The sequence below is a fragment of the Flavobacterium sp. 90 genome, assembly GCF_004339525.1.
GTDB lineage: Bacteria > Bacteroidota > Bacteroidia > Flavobacteriales > Flavobacteriaceae > Flavobacterium.
The window spans coordinates 1,602,576-1,625,818 of record NZ_SMGE01000001.1 but is presented as its reverse complement, the minus strand read 5'-3'; the positions used below and the strand labels follow the sequence as shown (position 1 = coordinate 1,625,818).

Sequence of the window (23,243 nt, the reverse complement as noted above, 5' to 3'; positions counted from 1 at the left end):
TACAACTTTGCGAGATTTTTTTAATTAATTTTAGAAGCTATTCCCGCTATCCGCTTGTATCTTTTCCTGGCTAAAGAAGCCAGAAAAAGGATACCGCTTCTATCGGGGCTAAAAAATTCAGTTATGCAAGAAGCCATCGATTTTTTATCAGCCAAAAATCCAATATTTAAGGAAATCATCGACAAATATGGATTACCTCCAATTCCTAAACGTCCGCAAGGTTTTGAAACATTGGTTTTGTTAATTCTCGAACAACAAGTTTCCGTGGATTCGGCGAAAGCCACATTCTTAAAAATCAAATCTTACACAGCTTGCAATCCGGAAACGATGTCGGTTTTGTCAGAAGAAGAATTTAGGAATCTTGGTGTAAGTCGGCAAAAAACGAAATATATCAAAATCCTTTCTGAAGCGGTTTTAAACAAAGAATTAGATATAGAAAGTCTCGCTGCAAAATCTGCAGAACAAGTACGGGAAGAACTAATTAAATTAAAAGGAATCGGAAATTGGACAATTGATATTTACCTGATGTTTTGTTTGCAAGAACCCGATTTAATTCCGTTAGGAGATATTGCAGTTATAAATACCATCAAGGAATTACTTGATATTCACGATAAACAAGAGATGGAAATCCATGCAAAACAATGGAGTCCGTATCGTTCTTATGCAACTTATTTGCTGTGGCATTATTACTTAAATAAGCGAAACAGGAAAATTACCTATTAACTGTCTGTTATATAAATGGAAAAGTACATTAATTAATTGAATAAATACATAGATTAATGTACTTTTTTTATTGTAAAAAAGGATTCTTTAGTTACTTTTGCAATCGAAATTATAGAAAAAATAAAAAACGAAAATGACCGCAGACAAACTAACGACTTTCGATGTATTAATCGAAATACCACGTGGAAGCAGAAATAAATATGAGTACGATTTTGAGATCAAAAGAATGCGTTTCGACAGAATGTTATTCTCTTCAATGATGTACCCTGCAGATTACGGATTTATTCCAGAAACTTTAGCACTTGATGGAGATCCTCTTGATGTATTAGTTTTGATAAACGAGCCAACTTTCCCAGGTTGTGTTATTGAAGTAAAGCCAATTGGTGTTTTCCACATGGCAGATGATAAAGGACCAGACGAAAAAATCATTTGTGTACCAGTTTCAGATCCAATCTGGAATTCATTAAATGACCTTTCTGATATTAATGCTCACTTATTGAAAGAAATCGAGCATTTCTTCCAGGTTTACAAAGATCTTGAAAACAAACAAGTAGATGTAGAAGGATGGGGAGACGTAAACGAAGCATTTGCAATTATTGCTGAGTGCACTAAGCGTTTTGATGACATTGAAAATAAACCAGAGGGATTATTTAGTATTAAATAATTTTTACCTTATTCTATTATAAAAAAAGCAATACTACCGTCAGGAGTATTGCTTTTTTGTTTAAATTCGTTTTAGTTAGTTTATTGACTATTAACCAAAAACCATTACTATATTATGAATGCATTTATGATTTACTTGCCAATTGTCATGGCAATTTTAGGATTACTTTTCATGGGAATAAAAAGGACTTGGGTTTTAAAACAAGATGCCGGAGATGGTAAAATGAAAGAGATTTCAGATTACATCTACGAAGGAGCACTGGCCTTCCTAAAAGCAGAATATAAACTATTAACCATCTTTGTAATTATTGCAAGCATAGCCTTAGCAGGAATTACTTTTATTCAGGGTGTAAAAACGCATTTATTAATTGTAATAGCATTCATTTTTGGAGCACTTTTTTCAGCTTATGCGGGTAATATAGGTATGAAAATAGCAACTAAAACAAACGTAAGAACAACTCAGGCTGCACGTACAAGTTTGCCACAAGCGTTAAAAGTTTCTTTTGGCGGAGGAACCGTAATGGGTTTAGGTGTTGCAGGTTTAGCAGTTTTAGGTTTGACTACTTTTTTTATAATTTTCTTTAATTTATTTTCTGGTGGAGTTTGGAAAGACACTGAAACAATGACGGTTGTTTTAGAGACATTAGCAGGTTTTTCACTTGGTGCAGAATCAATTGCTTTGTTTGCCAGAGTTGGTGGAGGAATCTATACTAAAGCAGCTGATGTAGGTGCCGATTTAGTTGGTAAAGTTGAAGCTGGAATTCCGGAAGATGATCCTCGTAATCCTGCTACAATTGCAGATAACGTAGGAGATAATGTTGGAGACGTTGCTGGTATGGGAGCCGATTTATTTGGTTCGTATGTAGCAACTGTTTTAGCAGCAATGGTTCTTGGAAACTATGTTATAAAAGATATGGGAGGAAGCATTCAGGATGCTTTTGGCGGAATTGGACCAATTTTATTACCAATGTCAATTGCAGGTTTCGGAATTATATTTTCTATTATCGGAACGTTGTTGGTAAAGATTACTGACGATAATGCTAAAGAAGCACAAGTGCAAAAAGCATTAAATATAGGAAACTGGGTTTCAATTGCTTTAACAGCAGTTGCTTGTTATTTTTTAGTACAACATATGCTGCCGGAAACAATGCAAATGACATTTTTTGGCGAAGGATCAAAAGCGATTTCATCAATGCGTGTTTTCTATGCAACTTTGGTTGGATTAATAGTTGGTGGAGCTATTTCATCAGTAACAGAATATTATACAGGATTAGGTACAAAACCTGTTATGGCAATTGTACAAAAATCATCAACAGGAGCAGGAACAAACGTAATTGCAGGTTTGGCAACAGGAATGATTTCTACGTTTCCAACAGTATTATTATTTGCAGGAGCAATCTGGATTTCATATGCATTAGCAGGATTTTACGGAGTAGCTTTAGCGGCTTCAGCGATGATGGCAACAACAGCTATGCAACTTGCAATTGACGCTTTCGGACCAATTTCAGACAACGCTGGAGGAATTGCCGAAATGAGTGAATTACCAAAAGAAGTTCGTACAAGAACAGATATTTTAGATTCAGTTGGAAATACAACTGCAGCAACCGGAAAAGGTTTTGCAATTGCATCTGCAGCTCTAACTTCATTAGCGTTATTTGCGGCATATGTAACTTTTACAGGAATAGACGGGATCAATATTTTTAAAGCGCCAGTTTTAGCCATGTTGTTTGTTGGTGGAATGATTCCGGTAGTTTTCTCGGCTTTAGCCATGAATTCGGTTGGAAAAGCGGCTATGGATATGGTTTATGAAGTACGTCGTCAGTTTAAGGAAATTCCGGGAATTATGGAAGGAACCGGAAAACCTGAATATGGAAAATGTGTTGAAATTTCGACAAAAGCCGCTTTACGCGAAATGATGTTGCCAGGAATTCTAACAATTGGTTTCCCAATTGCAATTGTATTATTAGGAAAGTTAGTTTACGCAGACAACAATCAGTTAATAGCTGAAATGTTAGGAGGATATATGGCAGGAGTTACAGTTTCTGGTGTACTTTGGGCAGTTTTTCAAAATAACGCCGGAGGAGCTTGGGATAATGCTAAGAAATCTTTTGAAGCAGGAGTTTTAATCAATGGCGAAATGACGTATAAAGGTTCTGATGCGCACAAAGCTGCCGTAACCGGTGATACAGTTGGAGATCCGTTTAAAGATACATCTGGACCATCAATGAATATCCTGATCAAATTGACTTGTTTGATTGGTTTGGTGATTGCGCCTATTTTAGGTGACGGTCATTCAGCTTCAGGTATGGCAGAAAAAGGTTCTTGTTGCGCAAAAACTGAAATGCATGCAAGCGGAGTTTCTAAATGTGGAGATTTATCAGGTATGACTAAAGAAGAATGCATTAAAGCTTGCAAAGAAAAAGGCTGCACTGCCGAAGAAACTGCAAAATGTCTGGCTCATTATGATGCAAACGGAAAATATGTAAACCAAAAAACAGATTGTTTTGATACTACTAAATATAGTAAAAACAGACTTGAAGTTAATTTGTCTACAGTAAATGGAGTAACTGTTGGAACCGTTACTAAAACAGTAGATGGTAAAACAACCACCGAAGTTTATGAAGGTACAGAAGCCGAAGTAAAAGCAAAAATCGAAGCAGCGAAATAATTTAACATCTATCCTAACAGGTTTCCAAAAACCTGTTAGGTATTTTTTTTTTTTTTGATTAAGAAAATATAAATGAAGATTATACCTAACAGGTTTTGGAAACCTGTTAGGAAAATAAAAAAAACGCCTCTAAAATTTTAGAGGCATTTTTTTTATTTATTTAAAGCGTATTCCTTGATTAAGGTTTCGGCAGGGATACGTAGTTTTTCATTTAAAACTCTAATCTGTGCTATTGTTAAAGCTCTTTTTCGCTTAAAAATTTCTGAAACCCTTGAACGACTATTTAAAAGAATACCTAAATCTGTGGGTGTAAGTCCATTTTGCTCCATCATAAATTTGATAGCTTCGATTGGATCAGGTTCTGGAATTGGATAATGTATTTGCTCATATTTCTCAATAAGTGTTACTAAAATATCTAATTCGTCAGCTTCAACTGTATTGGGCTCGGCATCAAAAAGAGTGTTTACTCTTTGTAAAGCTAAGTCATAATCTTTTTCTGTTTTTATAGGTTTTATTTCCATATTATAAAGTCTTAATGTCTTTTAAATTATCATATTCACTGTGAGTTCCAATAAATAAAATATAGACAATTTGTGTAGTATAATTAATTTTTACAATTAATCGATAATGGTTTCCGCAGATGTTAAAAATAACTTTATTGTTTCCTATAAAATCTGCAGAACTAAAAACAGCTTTTACCGAATTTGAATTATCAAAATTATTTTTGCCGAAAACCTGATACCATGATAATAACTGTTGTTTTGAATTTGGAAATTTCTCCCAAAAATTTTGTAATGTTTTTTTTGCTATTACCCTCATAATTAACTTTGACAAATATACTTATTTTTTTCCCAATACGGGAAATTATTTCTAATCCAAATAAAAATAAGAAAATAATTACAAATAATTAAATTTTTGAATAAAAAATGCCTCTAAAATTTTAGAGGCATTTTTTTATTCGTGTAAATCAGTGCAATTCGTGTTTCTAGAATAACCCGTTTAATTCAGCATCAATTCTATTAATGATGTTTCCTAAATCTTCAGGATTATCAACGAAATTAATATTATCAACATCGATAATCAATAATTTTCCTTTAGTATAAGTTTGTACCCAAGCTTCGTATCTTTCGTTCAAACGGCTTAAATAATCGATCGAAATAGAGTTTTCGTAATCACGTCCGCGTTTGTGAATTTGACCTACTAGGTTAGGAATAGAGCTTCTTAAGTAGATTAATAAATCTGGTGCTTTTACCAATGATTCCATTAATTCGAACAATGAAGTGTAATTTTCGAAATCACGACTTGTCATTAAACCCATCGAATATAAGTTGGGAGCAAAAATATGTGCATCTTCATAAATCGTTCTGTCCTGAACGATTTTCTTTCCGCTTTCGCGAATTTGCAATACTTGACGGAATCGACTATTCAAGAAATAAATCTGCAAATTAAATGACCAACGCTCCATTTGGTGGTAGAAATCGTCTAAGTAAGGATTATCAACTACATCTTCATAATGAGGTTCCCATTTAAAGTGTTTCGCCAATAATTTGGTTAAAGTTGTTTTTCCTGCGCCTATATTTCCTGCTATTGCTATGTGCATTACGGTGTTACGATTTTATAATTTGTGATTTCTTTAGATGTAAAAATAGATAAAATTTGGTCTTTGTAACAGAATTTATCGAATGATTTTTCTAAAACTTCAATTTCATAAACTGTATTTAAATTTGGCTTGCTAATATCTTTAAAATACAACAAATTAGCTTTGCTGAAAATATATTGTTTAGAAGAAATGACTTCAAGTTTATCAAAATCAGGTACTTTTCCTAAGGCAGTAACTTTTCCGAAAATATCGCAGGAAAAAAAGTTATTTTTCTTATCAATCCAGTAAAAAGTATTAAAATCGGTTTGGTAATATTTTATAGTCTCAGTAAATGGAGTCGAAACTGTTTTGTAATCATTATTTAGATAATCAAAAAGACTAATTTGTTGATTTAAGACATTGAAAATCCATAACTGATTTTGAGTAGACATTCCAATTGCACTTACAACAATTGGAGTATTGTTTAATGAAAAATTAATTTCAGTCATTTTATTTAGTTGATTGTCTAATAAAATGACAGTGTTGAAATCTTCATAAAACAACACTATTTTTAGAGGATTTTGTAAATCGACTTTTGTAATTTCTCCCAAGGAAACATTCTTGTATTCAAAAATTTCTTTTCCTTTCATTTTACTAAAGACATTGTTTTTTATCTGATAATAATATCCAAAAGAATCATAACCTAAAAAGTCATCAGAATCATTGGTGAAATTTGAAATTAAGGTAGCTTTTATGATTTGATTTTGTGCAGAAACAGCAGAATAAAAACAGGCAGCAAAAAGGAGAAATAAAAAATTAAGTGCCGTTTTATTCATGAGATTTTGGTTTATAAAGAGCCAAATTACAAAAAACTAAAGTAGGAATTGCTTAAATAAAGCAGATTTATCTGTGGAAGTCTTTTTTATGGTAATGGTCTAAAGAATAGGTAGTTTTGTCTATCTTCTGAGAGAGTTGATATATTTAACTTTCAGTATTTTAAAATTAATAATACATTTGAAATATAAGCTTTATCTGGTTTGCAGAACTTAAAATTAAATACAATGAAAAATATAATTTTATATATGTCTTTGATGCTTGTTTTTACACAAGTTCAGGCGCAGAAAGATTTTCAGGGAATGGCTATTTACGAGTCAAAAACGCAAGCGCCTAAGTTTGAAGGCATGCGCGGAAATCGTGATATTACGCCCGAAATGCAAAAGAATATGGAAGAACGAATGAAAAAAATGCTCGAAAAGACTTTTATTTTGAATTTCGATAAAACGGCTTCCATTTACAAAGAAGAAGAAAAATTGGAAGCTCCCGGACAACAAGGTGGCGGAATGCGTATCATGATGAATTCGTTTATGGGCGGCGGAGGAACTTTTTATAAAGATGTAAAAAGCAAATCTTATACGGTCGATAAAGAATTTATGGGAAAAGAGTTTTTGGTGGTAGATTCTTTGCCTAAATTAAACTGGAAACTAGAGCAGGAAACCAAACAAATTGGCGGATATACTTGTTATAAAGCGACGGCTGTAAAAGAGGCTAGCAAAACTGATTTTAGAAATTTCAGGCCAAAGAATAACGACGACAAAAAACCGGAAGAAAAGAAAGATGATGTAAAGAAAACATCGGGAGAAACTAAAACCAATTTTGAAGATAATTTTGAAATGCCAAAAGAAATTACCGTAACAGCTTGGTATTCTCCGGAGATTCCGGTAAATCAAGGACCTGAAAACTATTGGGGTTTACCAGGTTTAATTTTAGAAATCAATGATGGAAAAACTACTATTTTATGTTCAAAAATTGTTTTGAATGCCAAAGATAAAGTAGTAATAAAACCTTCGACAAAAGGTAAAGTAATCTCGCAAAAAGATTATGATGAAACCGTAATAAAAAAAATGCAGGAATTTAGAGAAATGAACCGTGGTCGAGCCGGTGGTCCGCCGCCAATGGGAAGATAAAACGTTGATTTAACTTATTCTAAGCATCCATTTTAATGAACAAAATATTTATTTTACTCGCCTTTTTAATTACTTCTATATCCTTTTCTCAAAGTGTTCGTTTTGATGGTTTTATTCAGGATGAGCAAAAGAATCCGTTAGAAATGGCCAATATCATGGCTGTAAATGTTGCTACAAAAGCAATGGATTCTTATGGAATTACAAATGATAAAGGAAAGTTTCAATTGACTTTGAAGCCAAATACTTCTTATACTGTTAAGGTGAGTTATCTTGGGATGAAATCAAAAGAAATTGCCATTTCGACCAAGGCCGAAAATATCATTCAAAACATTGTTATGGATGATACTGGAATTGAGCTTGAAGGCGTTGAAATTGTTCGCGAAATGCCCGTTTCAATAAGCGGTGATACAATTGTTTACAACGCAGATTCTTTTAAATCCGGAACAGAGAAAAAACTGGAAGATGTCCTGAAAAAGCTTCCCGGTGTTGAAGTAAATGCTGATGGCGAAATTGAAGTCGAAGGAAAAAAAGTCAGTAAATTAATGGTTGAAGGCAAAGATTTTTTTGATGGAGATACCAAGTTGGGCGTTAAAAATATTCCGGCAGATGCCATTGATAAAATTCAGGTTTTAAGAAATTATAATGAAGTTGGCGCTCTAAAAGGTTTAGAAAACGATCAGGATAATGTCGCAATGAATATTAAACTGAAAGAGGGAAAAAAGAACTTTTGGTTTGGAGATATAACCGCCGGAATTGGCGTTGCAGAACTAGACAGTCGTTATATTATTAATCCAAAGTTGTTTTATTACAGTCCAAAATACAGCATTAATTTAATTACTAATTTTAATAATATTGGTGAATTGCCTTTGACCGCGCAGGATTATTTTAAGTTTACAGGCGGATTTAAAAACATGATGAAAAAAGGCGGAAGCAATTTTAATGTTTCGTCTAACGATTTAGGAATTTCAGTACTGAGAAATAATCGCGCAAAAGAAATCGAAACGAAATTTGGAGCAACCAATTTTTCTTATTCGGTTACAAAAGCTTGGAATATTAGCGGTTTTGGGATCTTGTCGACTTCAAAAACAGATTTGGAAACCAAATCACAAACTACAATTTTAGATTCTGGAGATCAGCAAAAAAGAGATGAATTAACACATCAAAAAAATAATCTGGGACTTTTTAAATTAAGTTCAACTTATAAACCCAATGATAAATTTCAGTTTGATTATGACATCTTAACCAAATTATCGAAACAAGATGAAGACACAGATTTGTTGCGTGAATCTGTAGTAAATAGTGCTTCGACTCTGGAAACCATTTTGACGGGTAAAAAACAAGATCCAACATCTATAAATCAAAATTTGAGTTTGTATTATACGCAAAGTGACAAGAATATTTTTGCTTTTGAAATGCAGCATTTATATCAGGACGAAAATCCGTTTTATAATGCCAATTTAAGAACGCAACCTTTTAATTTATCCGGATATATTCCGCGACAAAATAGAAATGATTTGAATCAGGATCGTTTTGTGAAAACCAATAAATTGGACACTAAACTGGATTACTATTATATGGTAACGCCAAAAAGTAACATCAATATCACTTTAGGAAATACTTATTCGTATCAGGATTTTAATTCGCATATTTTCCAAATGTTGGATAATGGAGACAAAAATGATCTGAATGATCCGCAAAATAACAATCAGGTTAAATATAATTTTGACGATGTTTTTCTGGGATTTCATTACAAGATATTGACCGGAAAATTTACGTTGACGCCAGGAGTAAGTGTACATTCATACGGAATGAAAAACACACAATTGGGAACTGATTATTCTCAGAATTTTGTAAAAGTATTGCCTGATTTCTTCGCTTTATATCAAATTAAAAAATCAGAAACGCTGACTTATAATTTCTCCTTAACGAATGATTTTACAGATATTAATCAATTGGCTTCTGGTTATGTTTTGTCTGATTATAGTAGTTTGTTTCGTGGAAATCGTACTTTAGAAAATGCAACTTCACAAGTACATTCGTTGCGTTATTTTAAATACAATATGTTCAATTTTGAGAACATTTTTGCGAATGCAACTTACACTAAGAAAGTAGATGCTATAAAAACGGCGGCAGATTTTACAGGAATAAACCAATCATCAGTGCCTTATAATTCTAATTTGGCTGATGAAACCTTTTCTGGAATGGGAAATTATGGACGTTCTTTCCTAAAGAATTATAAAGCTTCTGTTAATGCAACTTTAAACTGGTCGAAGTTTAATAATATTCAGAATAATGTTTTGGCAACTACAGAGAGTTTTAGTCAAAGTTATACCGTAAAAGCTTCAACAAACTATAAAAACCTTCCTAATATTGAGTTTGGATATAACGCTTTGATCAATAAATATAGTGGTTCGACGTATTATACAGACAAACCTTTTGCGAGATTAGATTATTATTTTTGGGATAGTTTTTCGTTTGTTTCTGAATATGAGTTTTACCATTATTATAATGGAAATAGAACGGTTGATAATGAATATGACTTCTTAAATGCAAGTTTAGTATATCAAAAAAAGGACAGTAAATGGGAGTATAAAGTTGCGGCAACTAATTTATTAAATACAAAGTATCTCAATGATGACAGCTTCTCGCAGTTTTCTACAAGAGTTTCGCAATACACAGTTCAGCCTCGTTATATCATCTTTTCGATGAAATATAATTTATAGTATTTTCGTACAAACTTCGTGCTTTAATGATTGTTTTAGTAAAGAAAGAAATATCTTTGTGTGACTATTAACAAACAAAATCCTAAGCATGCGCAATTTTTTATGGAGTTTCCTGATGTTCTTTTGTTTAATATCTGTTTCTTTTTCTCAAACAAAAGGTATTGAAACAGGATCTTATCTTTCTACAAACAAAGGCCAGAAAATCAGATTAAATTTATTAGACGATAATAAATATGAATTAGTTTTTTATTCAGGCGATTATAAGGTTAAAGGAGATTCATTGATATTTACTCAAACTGCAAAATCCGGAGCTGCTTTTGATGTGGCATTTAAGAATGATAAAAAGGCAGAAAAGGTCAAAGTCACATTTTTAGATCCTTCTTATTTTACCTTTTATATTGGTACACAAAACGGAACCGAACCAGTTCAATATCAAAAAATAACAGACATTAGAAGTAAGGTAGATCCTGATTGGGTAAAAACTGATTTGGAGTTTGAAATCGATCATGTTGATTATTTGTATTTGGTTTATGAAGATTACCAAGGTGAAAGTAAAATTTCAAAATATGCTTTACCAAAAGACGTTTCAGAAGCAACAATTAAATATGAATTGGATGCTTTGGGCGATTTGAATATTTCAGGTTATCTTGATAGAAAGACAAATCAGTTAATGATTTCTGAGCAAACCGGAAAGAATCCAATAGCATTTGTAAGTGCCAAAGATGTTCAACCGGATGCTATTTCAAAAGTAATTCCGCTGGAAAACAAAACGGTTTCTAGTTTTACATATCCGGGAAAAGATGCGCTTGCGGATAATGGTTTTGGTACTGAAGTTTCAGTAGATACTGCTTATGCAGGTGCAGTTGCTACTCCTAAAATTGATTTTAAATTCAAAATAGAAAATGATTTAAAGAAAGCTATTGCCGCAACTTCAGCATCTAAAAGTAAATTTCTGGTAGTTGCTGTTGATGGCAAAAATCCTTCGGCGAAAGCTGACTTTGATACTTTTATAAAAGATCAGGAAACACAAGTTGGCTACAATATGTACGAGGTTTATGATCCGCAATATGATTTGTTCAATTATTATTTGGCTACAGCCAATGATAAAAAATGGCTTAAAACGAACAAAATTCAGGATAATCCAAGTCTTGTCGTATTAAATGGCGATGGGGTAATTTTAGCCACTTCAAAATCTAAATTGGCAGACAAACAATATCAGTTTAATTACTATGATGGCTTCAGTAAAAAATTAAAAAGAGTAAACGCATTTTATGATTTCAATAAAGTGCTTAATAATAAAAAGGTAACAGATGCCAATTTGATTTTGGCGTTTAATAAAGTTTCAAGTCTTGAAATACCTTATGATTATGAAACAACTGAGAATGATACAATCGATTTTAAGTTAACAAAAGTCGTTACAGATCAAAAAGCAGTTGACCAAAGTTGGAAAAAGTTAATTGAAGTACATCAAAAAGATACAAAACCGAATATGTATTTGGTAGAAACAATCTTGAAAGAAATTAAAAATCAGGGGTTTTCTAAACAGTTTCTTAGTGAGGACAGAGTTTTGAATGATACAGATTTTCTGGCTATAGATTACTTGATAAAGCAATATGATGCTATTGAAGCTGAGCGAATAGCATTTAATAATATAGAAGGAGAAGTACATGCAATTGGAAGTTTGAACACAGAAATAACGAGTGCCTTACAACAGAATAAATATCTTGCAGAAGAAAAAGGTTCAGTTGATGGAAATCAAAGTAAGATAATTTCAGTTTATAAAAAGCTAATTGCTGGCGGTAAAGCAAATTATGATTGTTATCAAAATTACTTCGCGTATTTGGGTGAAGCTGAAGAAAAAGATGGTTCTAATACGACTTATTTAAAAGAGTTTAGTTCTTATTTTAATACTCATTTGACAGCAGGAAAAGAAAGTGTGATCGAACAATTAGATGCGATGTATTCTACTTTAGGTACTGATTCTGATTATCAATATGACAATGGTTGGAAAGCTTTTAAAGAATATCATTCGAACTTGTCAAACTCTGCGGCTTGGACAGTAGTTTTGAAACCACAGAATTCGAATTTTTTAAAATCGGCAATTACTTGGTCAGAGTATAGTTTGGTTGTGTCCAAAAACAATCCTTATTACTTAGATACTTTGGCGCAGTTATATTACAAAGATGATCAAAAGCAAAAAGCAATAGAAACACAGACATTAGCAGTTAAATATTTAACAGCAGAGGTTGAAGAAGAAACTGCAACTGAGATTAAAGAAACGTTGACTAAAATGCAAAACGGAACGTATTAAGTTTTGTGATTTATAAAAAAAAGAACCCGACAAGATTCAAAATTTTGTCGGGTTTTGTTTTTATTTTTTTATTCCTACCATCACTCTTATTCGATAATTGATTGGAGCTTTTTTATTATTTTCAATTATACCATTGGCACTTAAATAGGTTAGTAAAATCGTGTATTTTGAATTTTGGATTTTTTGCTTGATTTCATTATCTGAATTGTAACTGTCATTAAAATCAGAATTTGAATTGATGAAATCGTCTATTTTAAGAGGAATAATGTCCTTATTAATTTGTAAATCCTGACCATAATCTGTTGATTTTGTTTTTATAGAAAAGACTTTGTTTTCTATAGTAATACAGTTGTTACATTCAAAAGGATCAGATTGGTTTATAGTGAATATGAAATCATAGTTGTGAATATTTTCCACTATATTATCATTATTTTCATAGTAATAATAATTAAAAGAATCGTTTGTATCGTCTTTTCGGTCATATTTAGAGCGATATTTAAAGCCCAAACTTTCCACAATTTCACGTGCGATTGGATCTTTATCTTTTTTGTATAATGCATCTAACTTTTTATCAGCATATGGCAGCATAACTTCAAGTCCATAATTTTCCTCCAAAAAAGTAACAATACTACTTAAATCCTGTTCTTGTTCGAAAGTCATTTTTTTGTTATCTGATTTTTGCAGGTAAGTTTCAAATCGTGACAATTGACTACTTCTCGAAATTGAATTTGCACTTTGAGGACCAACGATCGAAAACAATCCCGCGAGACACATACTTACAGGAATAAATTTTATTTTGGGATTCTTCTGAATTAAAAAATACGCCACAACAATAGAAAGCCAAACAGATAATAACAGAACATAATAGCGTTCATGCGTAAATCCGTAAAGATTGATTCGGTATAAAATCGCCCAAAAAAGTAATCCAAGTAACGGAATTAGCAGAAAATAAAACCAACGGTTGAAAGTTCGAATCCACAGATTTCCGGTTTCTGTTGCAATAGGATGTACCAATAAAAAAGACAAAATCCCGAAGATGGCAAATACCAAAACCAGATAAGAAACCCAACCTACAGGCAAAGAAAGTGTGACTAATATTTTGGCTTCATAACAGATTAAAATCACCAAATAAAGACTTATTAAAGGTAATAATACAAATTGAGTGAAGTTTTTAAGTCCTTTAGGATATTTTAAAACAAGAGGATTTTTTTCATTATTGGTTTCCGGAACTCCGTTTAAAAAGAATAGCGTATTGAATATTCCTCCAATAATATAAAAGATATGCATGTAGATATTATTATAAAATTCTACATTAAACAATTTGTCGATTGCCAGAATTGCCAATGCCAAGCCAGTATATAATACGCCACTATATAAAATAGCCGTTAAGATTCGTAGGAAAAGCTGTTTGTTGAATTCCCAAAATTCATCCTGATTGTAAGTTTTTGGTAAAAATCCAGCGAATGAAACAAGTAAATGCAACGCAATATTAAGTACTAAAAATTGTTGTATTTCTACTTGAGTGAAGTTTTTATGAAAGTTAAAAACAAAGAGCGTAATTAAACAGCCAAGTACAAAACTCGTTATAAAACGAATAAGATTATTCTTTTTTGAGGCTATAAAAAATAAACTGACAGATAGAAATAAAACCAAACATAAAGAAGAACTCATAAAGGCTTTTTGATAAAGCTCTTTATTCGGATCATTGTACTTTATTTCACTTAGAATAATTGCTAAAATAGTTCCTGAAATTGCAGTTATGATTTCTAACGGAAATCTAAGAATTGTTTTTAGTGTTGCGTTTAGAACGTTTTGAAACGAAGGAAGTCTACTCATTTTGGTCAGTTATTTTGTATAAAGTAAAGTGAATTGTAAGAGATATCCAAATAAAATAGTAATGCGAAAAAAATACCGTTTGCATTTTATTGATTAAACAATTCGACAATGTTTGAAATCTAAATAAGTCTTTTTTTAGTGATAAATTGCTAAGTTTGAATTGCTAAATCAAAATGTATGAAAAATAAAATGATCCTCGTTTTGATTGCTTATAGTGGAGTAGTTTTTTCGCAGGCAATTAAAAAACCGTTAGTTTCAGCAATTACAAAAAAAGACCTTAAAACCGATATGTACCAAATGGCAGGTGATCATTTTAATGGTCGTGAAGCCGGAACTTTAGATGAATTAAAAGTATCAATGTGGTTGGCAAATAAAGCCAAAGAAGCAGGAATGTTACCAGCGGGCGATGACGGAACTTATTTTCAGTTTTTTGATTTGTACAGACATCAGGTAACTCCAAATACAAAATTTAAAATTGGACAAAAAGAATATAAACTGTGGAAAGATGTTCTGGTGGCAGAAACCACAAATATAAAAGTTGATGCGCCATTAGTATATTTAGGAGCTGCAACAAAAGAAGAAATTGAAAAGGCAGATATTAAGGGAAAAGCAGTTGTTTTATTAGCATCTAAAGAAGGAATTGCAGATGATATTTCGCTTTTTGACAGACGTTATCCTGGTCTTGTTCGAAATAAATATTATGATCTTGTTGTAAAAAAAGGAGCGACAGCTCTAATAATGGTTGCAGATAAATTAGCAGAAGAAAGCTGGTCTCAAGTAGAACCACAAATGACAAGAGGTATTTATGGAATTGAAGGTGTTCGTGATAGAATTGGTTCAACAATGCCGGTTTTTTGGGTACATAATGATCAATTGGATTATCTAAAAACTACTAAAGATTTATTGTCTACAGAAGTGATTTCTGAAACTTATAAATATCCATCAGTAAATGTGGTTGGTAAAATTGAAGGAACAGATGCTAAATTAAAAAATGAATATGTTCTTTTTAGCGGACATCAGGATCATGATGGAGTAAGACAAAAATACGGTCAGGATTCTATTTATAACGGAGCCGATGATAACGCAAGTACTTGTGTAGCGATGTTAGCGATTGCAAGAGCGTATAAAAAACAACCGGGAAAAAGAACTTCTCTTTTTGTATTTCATGGATCAGAAGAACGTGGTTTGTTAGGTTCAAGATGGTATGCATCACATCCAACAGTTCCGGAAAAAGACATTATTGCAGTTTTAAACGGAGATATGATTGGTAGAAATAATGTAAATCAAGCGGCTCTTTTGGGTTCCAGTTCGCCTCATGAAAACTCATCTGATTTGGTTGCGATTGCTAAAAAAGCAAATGATGAAGGTCCGAAATTTGACTTGGATAAACTTTGGGACAGACCAGAACATCCGGAGTATTTTTACTTCCGTTCAGATCATTTGCCTTATGCAAGAAAAGGAATTCCATCTGTTTTTTATACCAGTGTTTTGCACAGTCAATATCACACACCAATGGATGAATCTGAAAATATTGATTTCGTAAAACTGCATAAAATGACCGAATGGATTTATCGTACAGGTTGGATTTTATCTAATGATGCGAATCGTCCTAAAACATTACCAAATATACAATTAGAGAGATAAATTCTATTTTACTTGTATGAGAATAAGACGCGGATGAAAGGGATTCGCTATCGCGAAAACGCGGATAAAAATGGATTTTTTTTCTTGGTTTATATTTTGCTTTGAGCAGAATATAAATAATTAACGTCTGATTTTAAATCAACTAAAAATAAAAAATCAGTTTTTATCCGCGTCTTTACGAAGTAAATCCGTGTCATCCGCGTTCAAATAAACACACAGATTTAAATATTCAAAATCCAGTAAAAATAAAAGAGGCTGTCTAAATGAATAGACAGCCTCTTTATGTATGTAAATGTTTCAGATTGAATTACAATCCAAATTCAGCTTTTACTTTGTCTACGAAATCAAGTTTTTCCCAAGTAAATAGCTCAACAGTAACAGTTTTTACATGTCCTCCCGGAGCAGAAAAAGTTTTAGTTACCACTTCTGGCGTACGTCCCATGTGTCCGTAAGCAGCAGTTTCGCTATAAATTGGATTTCTTAATTTCAAACGTTGCTCGATAAAGTAAGGACGCATATCAAAGATAGCTTCTACTTTTTTAGCGATTTCACCGTTAGTTAAATCAACTTTTGCAGTTCCGTAAGTTTCAATGAAAATACCCATTGGTTCAGCAACTCCAATTGCGTAAGAAACCTGTACTAAGATTTCGTCAGCAACACCAGCAGCAACTAAGTTTTTAGCGATATGACGTGTAGCATAAGCAGCACTTCTATCAACTTTACTTGGATCTTTTCCAGAGAATGCACCACCACCGTGAGCACCTTTTCCACCATAAGTATCAACAATGATTTTTCTTCCTGTTAAACCAGTATCTCCGTGAGGTCCTCCAATAACGAATTTTCCTGTTGGGTTAATATGGTAGTTGATTTTATCATTGAATAAATGCGCGTGAGTTGGATTTTTTGCAATGATTCTTGGAATCAAGATTTCGATAACATCTTTTTTGATTTTAGCCAACATTGTAGCTTCTTCATCAAAATCATCGTGTTGAGTCGAGATTACAATCGCATCAATACGAGTTGGTTTGTTATCATCGCTATATTCTAACGTTACTTGCGATTTTGCATCAGGACGTAAATAAGTGATTTCACTATTCTCGCGTCTTAAAATTGCAAGTTCTTGTAATAATTTATGAGATAAATCAAGTGCCAATGGCATGTAGTTTTCAGTTTCGTTAGTTGCGTAACCAAACATCATTCCTTGGTCTCCAGCACCTTGCTCTTCTGGCTTAGCTCTGTCAACACCTTGATTAATATCAGCAGATTGTTCGTGAATAGCCGAAAGAATTCCACAAGAATTTGCCTCAAACATATATTCGCTTTTAGTATATCCAATTTTACGGATTACTTCGCGAGCAATTTGCTGCACATCAAGATAGGTATTCGATTTTACTTCACCTGCTAAAATTACCTGACCTGTAGTAACCAGAGTCTCACAAGCTACTTTTGAATCAGCGTCAAATGCCAAAAAGTTATCAATTAATGCATCCGAAATTTGATCTGCAACTTTGTCTGGATGCCCTTCACTAACAGATTCTGACGTAAATAAATAAGCCATAATAATTTATTAAATTAAAATTAAGTGAGAAAAAAAATTGCTTAAAAAGGGCTAAAGGAGAATTTCTGCTTTAGCATTTTTTACTACTGAAATCAATCTTTCAGTATTCATAACGAACCGTTTCATTATGAAGAGGTTGCAATCAGTTCAAATTTTTCCTCTGTATTCGGGTGCAAAGGTATAAAACCATTTTGATTTGCAAATTAAACTTCTGTTTTTTTTAATTTTATAAGCAGAAATTTAACATAACATACTATTTTGATAGGGTAATAGAAATTATTTCTGTTTTTGTTTGGTCGATTAAAAAATAGTTTGCAAATTTGCCCCATCAAATTAATCCAACAAATGAAATTAACAATGTGCAATATGTCTTGTAAGATGCCGGAGCCTTCCGCAGAGACGCTGTTGTAGTTTTTTTTCAAAAAAATATACATAGAACCTCTGCTAAACAGCAGGGGTTTTTTTATTTCAAAAAAGAAACCAAATTGTAAATCATTTTTAACCCAAAGTAATAATAAATACCAAAAAGAAGTAATGAAAAGAAATCTAGTAATAGCTTTAGGTCTTCTAACATTTTCAGGCATTTATGCACAGGAAAATAAAAAAGAGCAGGACAGCTTAAAGAATAATGAATTGTCTGAAGTGACAATAGTTGGGTCAAGAAGTAAAAACAGAGTAAAAACAGATGTGCCTGTTCCAGTTGATGTTTTTAATATTTCTGAAATCACTAAAGGCTCGCCACAAACCAGTGTGACTCAGATTTTAAATTATGTTGCGCCATCATTTACCAGTAACGCAACTTCTACTGCAGATGCAACAGATCACGTAGATCCGGCACAATTAAGAGGTTTAGGACCAGATCAGGTTTTGATTTTGGTAAATGGTAAACGCAGACATACAAGTGCATTGGTAAACATTAATGGTTCTCCGGGAAGAGGATCTGTTGGAACAGATTTGAATGCAATTCCATCATTTGCTATCGAGAGAATCGAGGTTTTGCGTGATGGAGCAGCAGCACAATATGGTTCAGATGCAATTGCGGGAGTTATTAATATTGTATTGAAAAAGAATGCCAATTTTATTTCGGGAGGGGTTCAATATGGAACTAACTTATCTTCGGGATCTAATAATTTTAAAGGCGGATCTGATGGACAAACTCTTCAAGCAGACTTGAATTACGGAACTTCTTTGGGTAAAACAGGAAGTTTTCTAAATGTTACTGCCAGTGCCGTAACCAGACAAGCAACAAGCAGAGCAGGAATTAGAAGTAACCCAATTTTTAATGGTTACAATGCTGTCGAAAACAGAGCAGCTCAGGATGGTGTTCAAATTAATTCTTTGTTCAGCAATATTAACAATACAGCAAACTCAGCGCAAATTCTTAGTTCGTTAAAACAATATGCGCCGCAAGTAAGTTATTTTACAACTGCACAGCAAACTGCAATTTCTTCGGCTACGACTATTGCTCAAATGCAAACAGCTTTGAATTTTGATGCAACCAATAATGAATTGGCGTACAGAGGTCAGCAAAGAAGTGATTATAATATGAGTGTTGGTCAGTCAGAATTGGCTTCGGGACAAGCTTATTATAATGCAAAATATCCGCTAAGCGATATTACATCTTTATATTCTTTTGGTGGAGTATCTTATAGAAACGGAAAATCGTATGCTTTTAACAGATTGCCAAATGGTTCCGGAACTTTCACGCAAGTGTATTCAAATGGTTTTTTACCGGAAATAGAGTCTGACATTCTGGATGCTTCGGCAGCAGTTGGAGTTACAACTCAATTATTTGGTTTTGATACAGATTTAAGTACAAACTTAGGATCAAACTCTTTTAAATATGATGTAAACAATACTATTAATGCAACTTTAGGAACAAATTCGCCTACAAGTTTTGATGCTGGTAAAGTTTCGTTTTTACAAAGTACAACCAACTTAGACTTCAGTAAAAAGTATGATGTTTTAGCAGGATTGAACGTTGCTTTTGGTGGAGAATTCAGATATGAAAACTATCAGATAAAAGCAGGAGAAGAAGCATCTTACGGATTGTATGATATAAACGGAAATTTGGTTTCGGGAATTTTACCAAGTAATTCACCATTAATTGTTACAGACTTTTTTGGAAACAAACGTGGAGCCGGAGCACAAGGTTTCTCAGGATTTCAACCATCTGATGCTAAAGAAAGAGATAGAAAAAGTGGTGCCGCTTATATTGATTTAGAATTAAATGCTACAGAAAAATGGCTTTTAAATGGTGCTGCACGTTATGAGAATTATTCTGATTTTGGAAGTACAGTTACTTTTAAATTAGCGTCTCTTTTGAAATTAACAGATAATATCAATTGGAGAATTTCAGGACAAACTGGTTTTAGAGCGCCATCATTACAGCAAAAATATTTTGAAAGCAGTTCTACACAATTTATAAACGGTTCTCCTTATCAGGTTGGATATTTTACAAATGATTCTCAAGCGGCAAAAAGTATTGGAGTTGAAGATTTGAAACCTGAAAAATCTAAAAGTATCAGTACAGGATTCACATTCAAAATTCCTGAAGCAAATATTACGATTGCAACAGATGCTTATTTTACAAGAATCGACGACAGAGTTGTATTGACAGGACAATATGCAAGACCAACAACTGCGCAAATAGATGCCGCAACATCGCCGGCACAAAAGGAGGCATTGACATTGTTTCAACAAGCATTTGATTTAAAAGGTGTCGAAAGAGCTTCGTTCTGGACTAACGGAATCAACTCTGAAACTAAAGGTATCGATGTTGTAATTTCTCAGAAATATGATGTTATTCCTGATTTTGTGATCAGAAATGATCTTGCTTTAAGTTATAATGAAACAAAAAGAGTAGGAGATTTAAATGTTCCTCAATCTATTATTGATGCAGGTGGAGATCCTTATAAATATTCATTTTTCCCGGAATCAAGCAGAATTTATTTAGAAGAAGCGATTCCTAAATTGAAAGCGAACTTGATGACAACTTTCAGTATTAAAAAACTGGATATCTATTTAAGAAACAGCTATTTCGGAAAAGTTACTGATCCTGGAGCGACAGATGTAAACTTAGACGGATCATCTTCAGTTTACGAACATCCTGTTTATAGTGCAAAAATTGTAACCGATTTATCAGCAGGATATCAAATCAACGAAAAATTCAGATTTACGATTGGGTTTAATAATATAGGAGACGTTTATCCGGATAGAAATAATCCTGCAACTCCGGCATTTACAAATACAACTCCAACATTGTCTCCTGCGCCAAGTACAGATTTGACAAACGCAAATCAGTTTGCTTATTCAAGAGCAGTATCACAATTTGGATTGAACGGAAGATTTGGTTTTGCAAGACTAAGTTTCAAATTCTAAAAATATAAAGATTGGCCACGGGTTTGGCAGATTAAACGGATTTGCACAGATTTTTTTTAATCATTTTAATCCTTTATCCCGATAGCTATCGGGAGTGGTTAAACTTTTTAATTAATTGCAAAACAAATAAAATAAATCGGTGCAAATCCGTTTAATCCGCAAGATCCGCGGGCTAAATTTTTTAAAAGCAAACTCCAGCATTTACAGGGCTTAAAAAAAAATAATACAAAATATCATTTTTTAATTTGGTAGTTCTAAAATTAGTTTCTATATTTACTCTATCAAATTAGTCGAACTTAAAAATGAATTAATTTAAATAATACGAAAATGAAAACAATAGCAAATAATATGATGATATGTTGTGAGATGATGCAAGTGTGCATCCAAAATTGCTGTTGCCAAAAGTGAAAGAGTAAATCTTTGTTATAGTTAGAACTATAAGCCCTTTTGGTAGCCATCCGAAAGGGCTTTTTTTATTTCAACACTTTTAAAATTTCAAATTATGAGAACATTAAATTCAATTGCAGTAGAGTATTTATTGAGAAACGACTCTCAAAACAACAATAATAAATCTGAAGATGTATCAAGAGAAGTTATAAGACTAAATGTAGAACAAGACATAAAAAGTCAAAAATCATTACTGCTTCTAATGTATAGCCTTGAAGAAGAAGGAGAAGATTTTTTTATACAATAAGTCAATTTCAAAAGAAACAATTTCAATAACAATATATAATAGTATTAACAATACCTAAAAAACTAAGATCATGAGCACACAAAAATTTGCAACAAACGCACTACACGCAGGACACGATGTTACTAAAAATGCAGGAACAAGAGCAGTGCCTATTTATCAAACATCTTCATATGTATTTAATGATTCAGATCATGCTGCCAATTTATTTGGTCTTGCCGAAGCCGGATTTATCTACACTCGATTAAATAATCCAACAAACGATGTTTTAGAACAAAGATTAGCAGCGCTTGAAGGCGGAATTGGAGCTGTCGTTACAGCTTCTGGAGCATCGGCAATTTCGACAGCATTATTGACTTTGCTAAAAGCGGGAGATCATATCGTGGCTTCAAACAGTTTGTATGGCGGAACTTATAATTTGCTAAATGTAACTTTGCCGCGTTTAGGGATCACAACAACTTTTGTAGATCCGTCTAAATCCGAAAATTTCACAAAAGCGGCCAAAGAAAACACAAGAGCATTCTTTGTAGAATCTCTGGGAAATCCAAAATTAGATGTATTAGATCTGAAAGGAATTTCGGCGGAAGCCAAAAACTTCAAAGTTCCTTTTATTGTAGACAATACGGTTGCTACTCCTTATTTATTGAATCCAATTGAGTACGGAGCGGATATCGTAATTCACTCTTTAACTAAATATATTTCAGGAAACGGAACTTCTTTAGGAGGCGCAATTATTGACGCAGGAAAATTTGACTGGTCAAACGGAAAATTTCCTGAGTTTACAGAACCTTCAGCAGGATATCACGGACTAGTTTATCACGAAGCTTTAGGAAATGCAGCTTTCATAGCAAAAGCAAGAATCGAAGGATTGCGTGATTTTGGCGCAGCTTTGAGTCCGTTTAATGCTTTTCAAATTATTCAGGGATTAGAAACTTTACCAATTCGAATTAAGAAACATAGCGAAAATGCTTTGGCTCTGGCCTCATGGTTAGAAAAGCAAGATGAGGTAGTTTGGGTAAATTATCCAGGTTTAAAAAACAATAAATATTATGATCTGGCGCAGCAATATTTACCAAAAGGACAAAGTGGTGTAATCACTTTTGGATTAAAAGGTGGTTTTGAAGCTGCTAAAAAAGTAGTCGATGAGACAAAATTGTTCTCGCTTTTGGCGAATATTGGTGATACAAAATCATTAATTATTCATCCGGCAAGTACAACGCATCAACAATTGTCTGATGCTGATCAATTAGAAACTGGAGTTTCAAAAGATTTAATCCGACTTTCTGTTGGAATTGAAGATATAGAGGATTTAATAGCTGATTTGCAAACCGTTTTCGCAAGCGTAACACAATCGCAATACAGCATTAATAAAAATTAGGTTTTTTTGTTTTTTGTTTGAAAAATTGCCTTTAGTAGTGTGAGTTCTACTAGAGGTGATTTTTTATAGAAAATAAACCAATATATGTAGAGGCGCACAGTAGTGCGTCTAAAATGGATTACGG

Annotated in this window: 16 protein-coding genes; 10 read left to right on the top strand and 6 right to left on the bottom strand. The window is 32.9% G+C overall.

Annotated elements, in window-relative coordinates; translation table 11 throughout:
• Nucleotides 1-123 precede the first annotated feature (123 nt).
• The 3 genes from C8C83_RS06455 (at nt 124) to C8C83_RS06445 (ending at nt 4,054) form a co-directional block, all read left to right on the top strand.
• Nucleotides 124-723, top strand: coding sequence for a DNA-3-methyladenine glycosylase (locus tag C8C83_RS06455; RefSeq protein ID WP_121329972.1), 600 nt, complete (start codon nt 124-126; stop codon nt 721-723).
• A 133-nt stretch (nt 724-856) separates the two neighbouring features.
• Nucleotides 857-1,387, top strand: coding sequence for an inorganic diphosphatase (locus C8C83_RS06450; RefSeq protein WP_121327173.1), 531 nt, complete (start codon nt 857-859; stop codon nt 1,385-1,387).
• A gap of 114 nt (nt 1,388-1,501) precedes the next feature.
• Nucleotides 1,502-4,054, top strand: a complete 2,553-nt coding sequence (locus tag C8C83_RS06445; protein WP_121327171.1) for a sodium-translocating pyrophosphatase — start codon at nt 1,502-1,504, stop codon at nt 4,052-4,054.
• 152 nt (nt 4,055-4,206) lie between these two features.
• On the opposite strand, the gene C8C83_RS06440 is transcribed toward C8C83_RS06445, so the two are convergent.
• From C8C83_RS06440 to C8C83_RS06425, 4 genes are all read right to left on the bottom strand, one after another.
• Nucleotides 4,207-4,575, bottom strand: coding sequence for a DNA-binding protein (locus C8C83_RS06440; protein ID WP_121327169.1), 369 nt, complete (start codon nt 4,573-4,575; stop codon nt 4,207-4,209).
• A 1-nt stretch (nt 4,576) separates the two neighbouring features.
• On the bottom strand, nt 4,577-4,873 hold the full coding sequence (locus tag C8C83_RS06435) for a type II toxin-antitoxin system HigB family toxin (RefSeq protein ID WP_121327167.1): 297 nt from the start codon (nt 4,871-4,873) through the stop codon (nt 4,577-4,579).
• A 166-nt stretch (nt 4,874-5,039) separates the two neighbouring features.
• Nucleotides 5,040-5,654, bottom strand: a complete 615-nt coding sequence (locus C8C83_RS06430) for a deoxynucleoside kinase (protein WP_121327165.1) — start codon at nt 5,652-5,654, stop codon at nt 5,040-5,042.
• Nucleotides 5,654-6,469 carry a hypothetical protein gene (locus tag C8C83_RS06425; protein WP_121327163.1) on the bottom strand — a complete coding sequence of 272 codons (816 nt, stop codon included), beginning with the start codon at nt 6,467-6,469 and terminating at the stop codon, nt 5,654-5,656. The genes C8C83_RS06430 and C8C83_RS06425 overlap by 1 nt, the downstream gene beginning before the upstream one ends.
• Before the next feature lie 225 nt (nt 6,470-6,694).
• Between C8C83_RS06425 and C8C83_RS06420 the strand changes: the two genes are divergently transcribed.
• The 3 genes from C8C83_RS06420 (at nt 6,695) to C8C83_RS06410 (ending at nt 12,631) form a co-directional block, all read left to right on the top strand.
• The gene (locus C8C83_RS06420; RefSeq protein ID WP_121327161.1) at nt 6,695-7,597 is read left to right on the top strand and encodes a GLPGLI family protein; all 903 of its coding nucleotides are present in this window, start codon (nt 6,695-6,697) and stop codon (nt 7,595-7,597) included.
• 35 nt (nt 7,598-7,632) lie between these two features.
• Nucleotides 7,633-10,320: a carboxypeptidase-like regulatory domain-containing protein gene (locus C8C83_RS06415; protein WP_121327159.1), complete on the top strand. Its 2,688-nt coding sequence runs from the start codon at nt 7,633-7,635 to the stop codon at nt 10,318-10,320.
• Nucleotides 10,321-10,408: 88 nt separating this feature from the next.
• Nucleotides 10,409-12,631 (top strand): hypothetical protein, encoded by a 2,223-nt coding sequence (locus C8C83_RS06410; RefSeq protein WP_121327157.1) that lies wholly within the window; start codon nt 10,409-10,411, stop codon nt 12,629-12,631.
• A gap of 60 nt (nt 12,632-12,691) precedes the next feature.
• Here C8C83_RS06410 and C8C83_RS06405 read toward each other — a convergent pair whose 3' ends face one another.
• Nucleotides 12,692-14,467, bottom strand: a complete 1,776-nt coding sequence (locus C8C83_RS06405; RefSeq protein WP_121327155.1) for a DUF4153 domain-containing protein — start codon at nt 14,465-14,467, stop codon at nt 12,692-12,694.
• A 177-nt stretch (nt 14,468-14,644) separates the two neighbouring features.
• Here C8C83_RS06405 and C8C83_RS06400 point away from each other — a divergent pair, with 177 nt between their 5' ends.
• Nucleotides 14,645-16,111: a M28 family peptidase gene (locus C8C83_RS06400; RefSeq protein WP_121327153.1), complete on the top strand. Its 1,467-nt coding sequence runs from the start codon at nt 14,645-14,647 to the stop codon at nt 16,109-16,111.
• Between the two features lie 307 nt (nt 16,112-16,418).
• Here the strand turns inward: C8C83_RS06400 and metK are convergent, their stop codons facing one another.
• On the bottom strand, nt 16,419-17,669 hold the full coding sequence (gene metK, locus C8C83_RS06395; protein ID WP_121327151.1) for a methionine adenosyltransferase: 1,251 nt from the start codon (nt 17,667-17,669) through the stop codon (nt 16,419-16,421).
• A gap of 534 nt (nt 17,670-18,203) precedes the next feature.
• On the opposite strand from metK, the gene C8C83_RS06390 reads away from it, so the two are divergent.
• From C8C83_RS06390 to C8C83_RS06380, 3 genes are all read left to right on the top strand, one after another.
• Nucleotides 18,204-21,050 (top strand): TonB-dependent receptor, encoded by a 2,847-nt coding sequence (locus tag C8C83_RS06390; protein WP_121327146.1) that lies wholly within the window; start codon nt 18,204-18,206, stop codon nt 21,048-21,050.
• Between the two features lie 502 nt (nt 21,051-21,552).
• Nucleotides 21,553-21,744 (top strand): hypothetical protein, encoded by a 192-nt coding sequence (locus C8C83_RS06385; protein WP_121327144.1) that lies wholly within the window; start codon nt 21,553-21,555, stop codon nt 21,742-21,744.
• 70 nt (nt 21,745-21,814) lie between these two features.
• Nucleotides 21,815-23,119, top strand: coding sequence for an O-acetylhomoserine aminocarboxypropyltransferase/cysteine synthase family protein (locus C8C83_RS06380; RefSeq protein WP_121327142.1), 1,305 nt, complete (start codon nt 21,815-21,817; stop codon nt 23,117-23,119).
• Nucleotides 23,120-23,243 lie beyond the last annotated feature (124 nt).

What these genes read in the sequence shown, in the direction of transcription:
- C8C83_RS06455 (WP_121329972.1), top strand. Translation starts at nt 124, where the DNA reads ATGCAAGAAGCCATCGATTTTTTATCAGCCAAAAATCCAATATTTAAG.
- C8C83_RS06450 (WP_121327173.1), top strand. Translation starts at nt 857, where the DNA reads ATGACCGCAGACAAACTAACGACTTTCGATGTATTAATCGAAATACCA.
- C8C83_RS06445 (WP_121327171.1), top strand. Translation starts at nt 1,502, where the DNA reads ATGAATGCATTTATGATTTACTTGCCAATTGTCATGGCAATTTTAGGA.
- C8C83_RS06440 (WP_121327169.1), bottom strand. Translation starts at nt 4,575, where the DNA reads ATGGAAATAAAACCTATAAAAACAGAAAAAGATTATGACTTAGCTTTA.
- C8C83_RS06435 (WP_121327167.1), bottom strand. Translation starts at nt 4,873, where the DNA reads ATGAGGGTAATAGCAAAAAAAACATTACAAAATTTTTGGGAGAAATTT.
- C8C83_RS06430 (WP_121327165.1), bottom strand. Translation starts at nt 5,654, where the DNA reads ATGCACATAGCAATAGCAGGAAATATAGGCGCAGGAAAAACAACTTTA.
- C8C83_RS06425 (WP_121327163.1), bottom strand. Translation starts at nt 6,469, where the DNA reads ATGAATAAAACGGCACTTAATTTTTTATTTCTCCTTTTTGCTGCCTGT.
- C8C83_RS06420 (WP_121327161.1), top strand. Translation starts at nt 6,695, where the DNA reads ATGAAAAATATAATTTTATATATGTCTTTGATGCTTGTTTTTACACAA.
- C8C83_RS06415 (WP_121327159.1), top strand. Translation starts at nt 7,633, where the DNA reads ATGAACAAAATATTTATTTTACTCGCCTTTTTAATTACTTCTATATCC.
- C8C83_RS06410 (WP_121327157.1), top strand. Translation starts at nt 10,409, where the DNA reads ATGCGCAATTTTTTATGGAGTTTCCTGATGTTCTTTTGTTTAATATCT.
- C8C83_RS06405 (WP_121327155.1), bottom strand. Translation starts at nt 14,467, where the DNA reads ATGAGTAGACTTCCTTCGTTTCAAAACGTTCTAAACGCAACACTAAAA.
- C8C83_RS06400 (WP_121327153.1), top strand. Translation starts at nt 14,645, where the DNA reads ATGAAAAATAAAATGATCCTCGTTTTGATTGCTTATAGTGGAGTAGTT.
- metK (WP_121327151.1), bottom strand. Translation starts at nt 17,669, where the DNA reads ATGGCTTATTTATTTACGTCAGAATCTGTTAGTGAAGGGCATCCAGAC.
- C8C83_RS06390 (WP_121327146.1), top strand. Translation starts at nt 18,204, where the DNA reads ATGAAAAGAAATCTAGTAATAGCTTTAGGTCTTCTAACATTTTCAGGC.
- C8C83_RS06385 (WP_121327144.1), top strand. Translation starts at nt 21,553, where the DNA reads ATGAGAACATTAAATTCAATTGCAGTAGAGTATTTATTGAGAAACGAC.
- C8C83_RS06380 (WP_121327142.1), top strand. Translation starts at nt 21,815, where the DNA reads ATGAGCACACAAAAATTTGCAACAAACGCACTACACGCAGGACACGAT.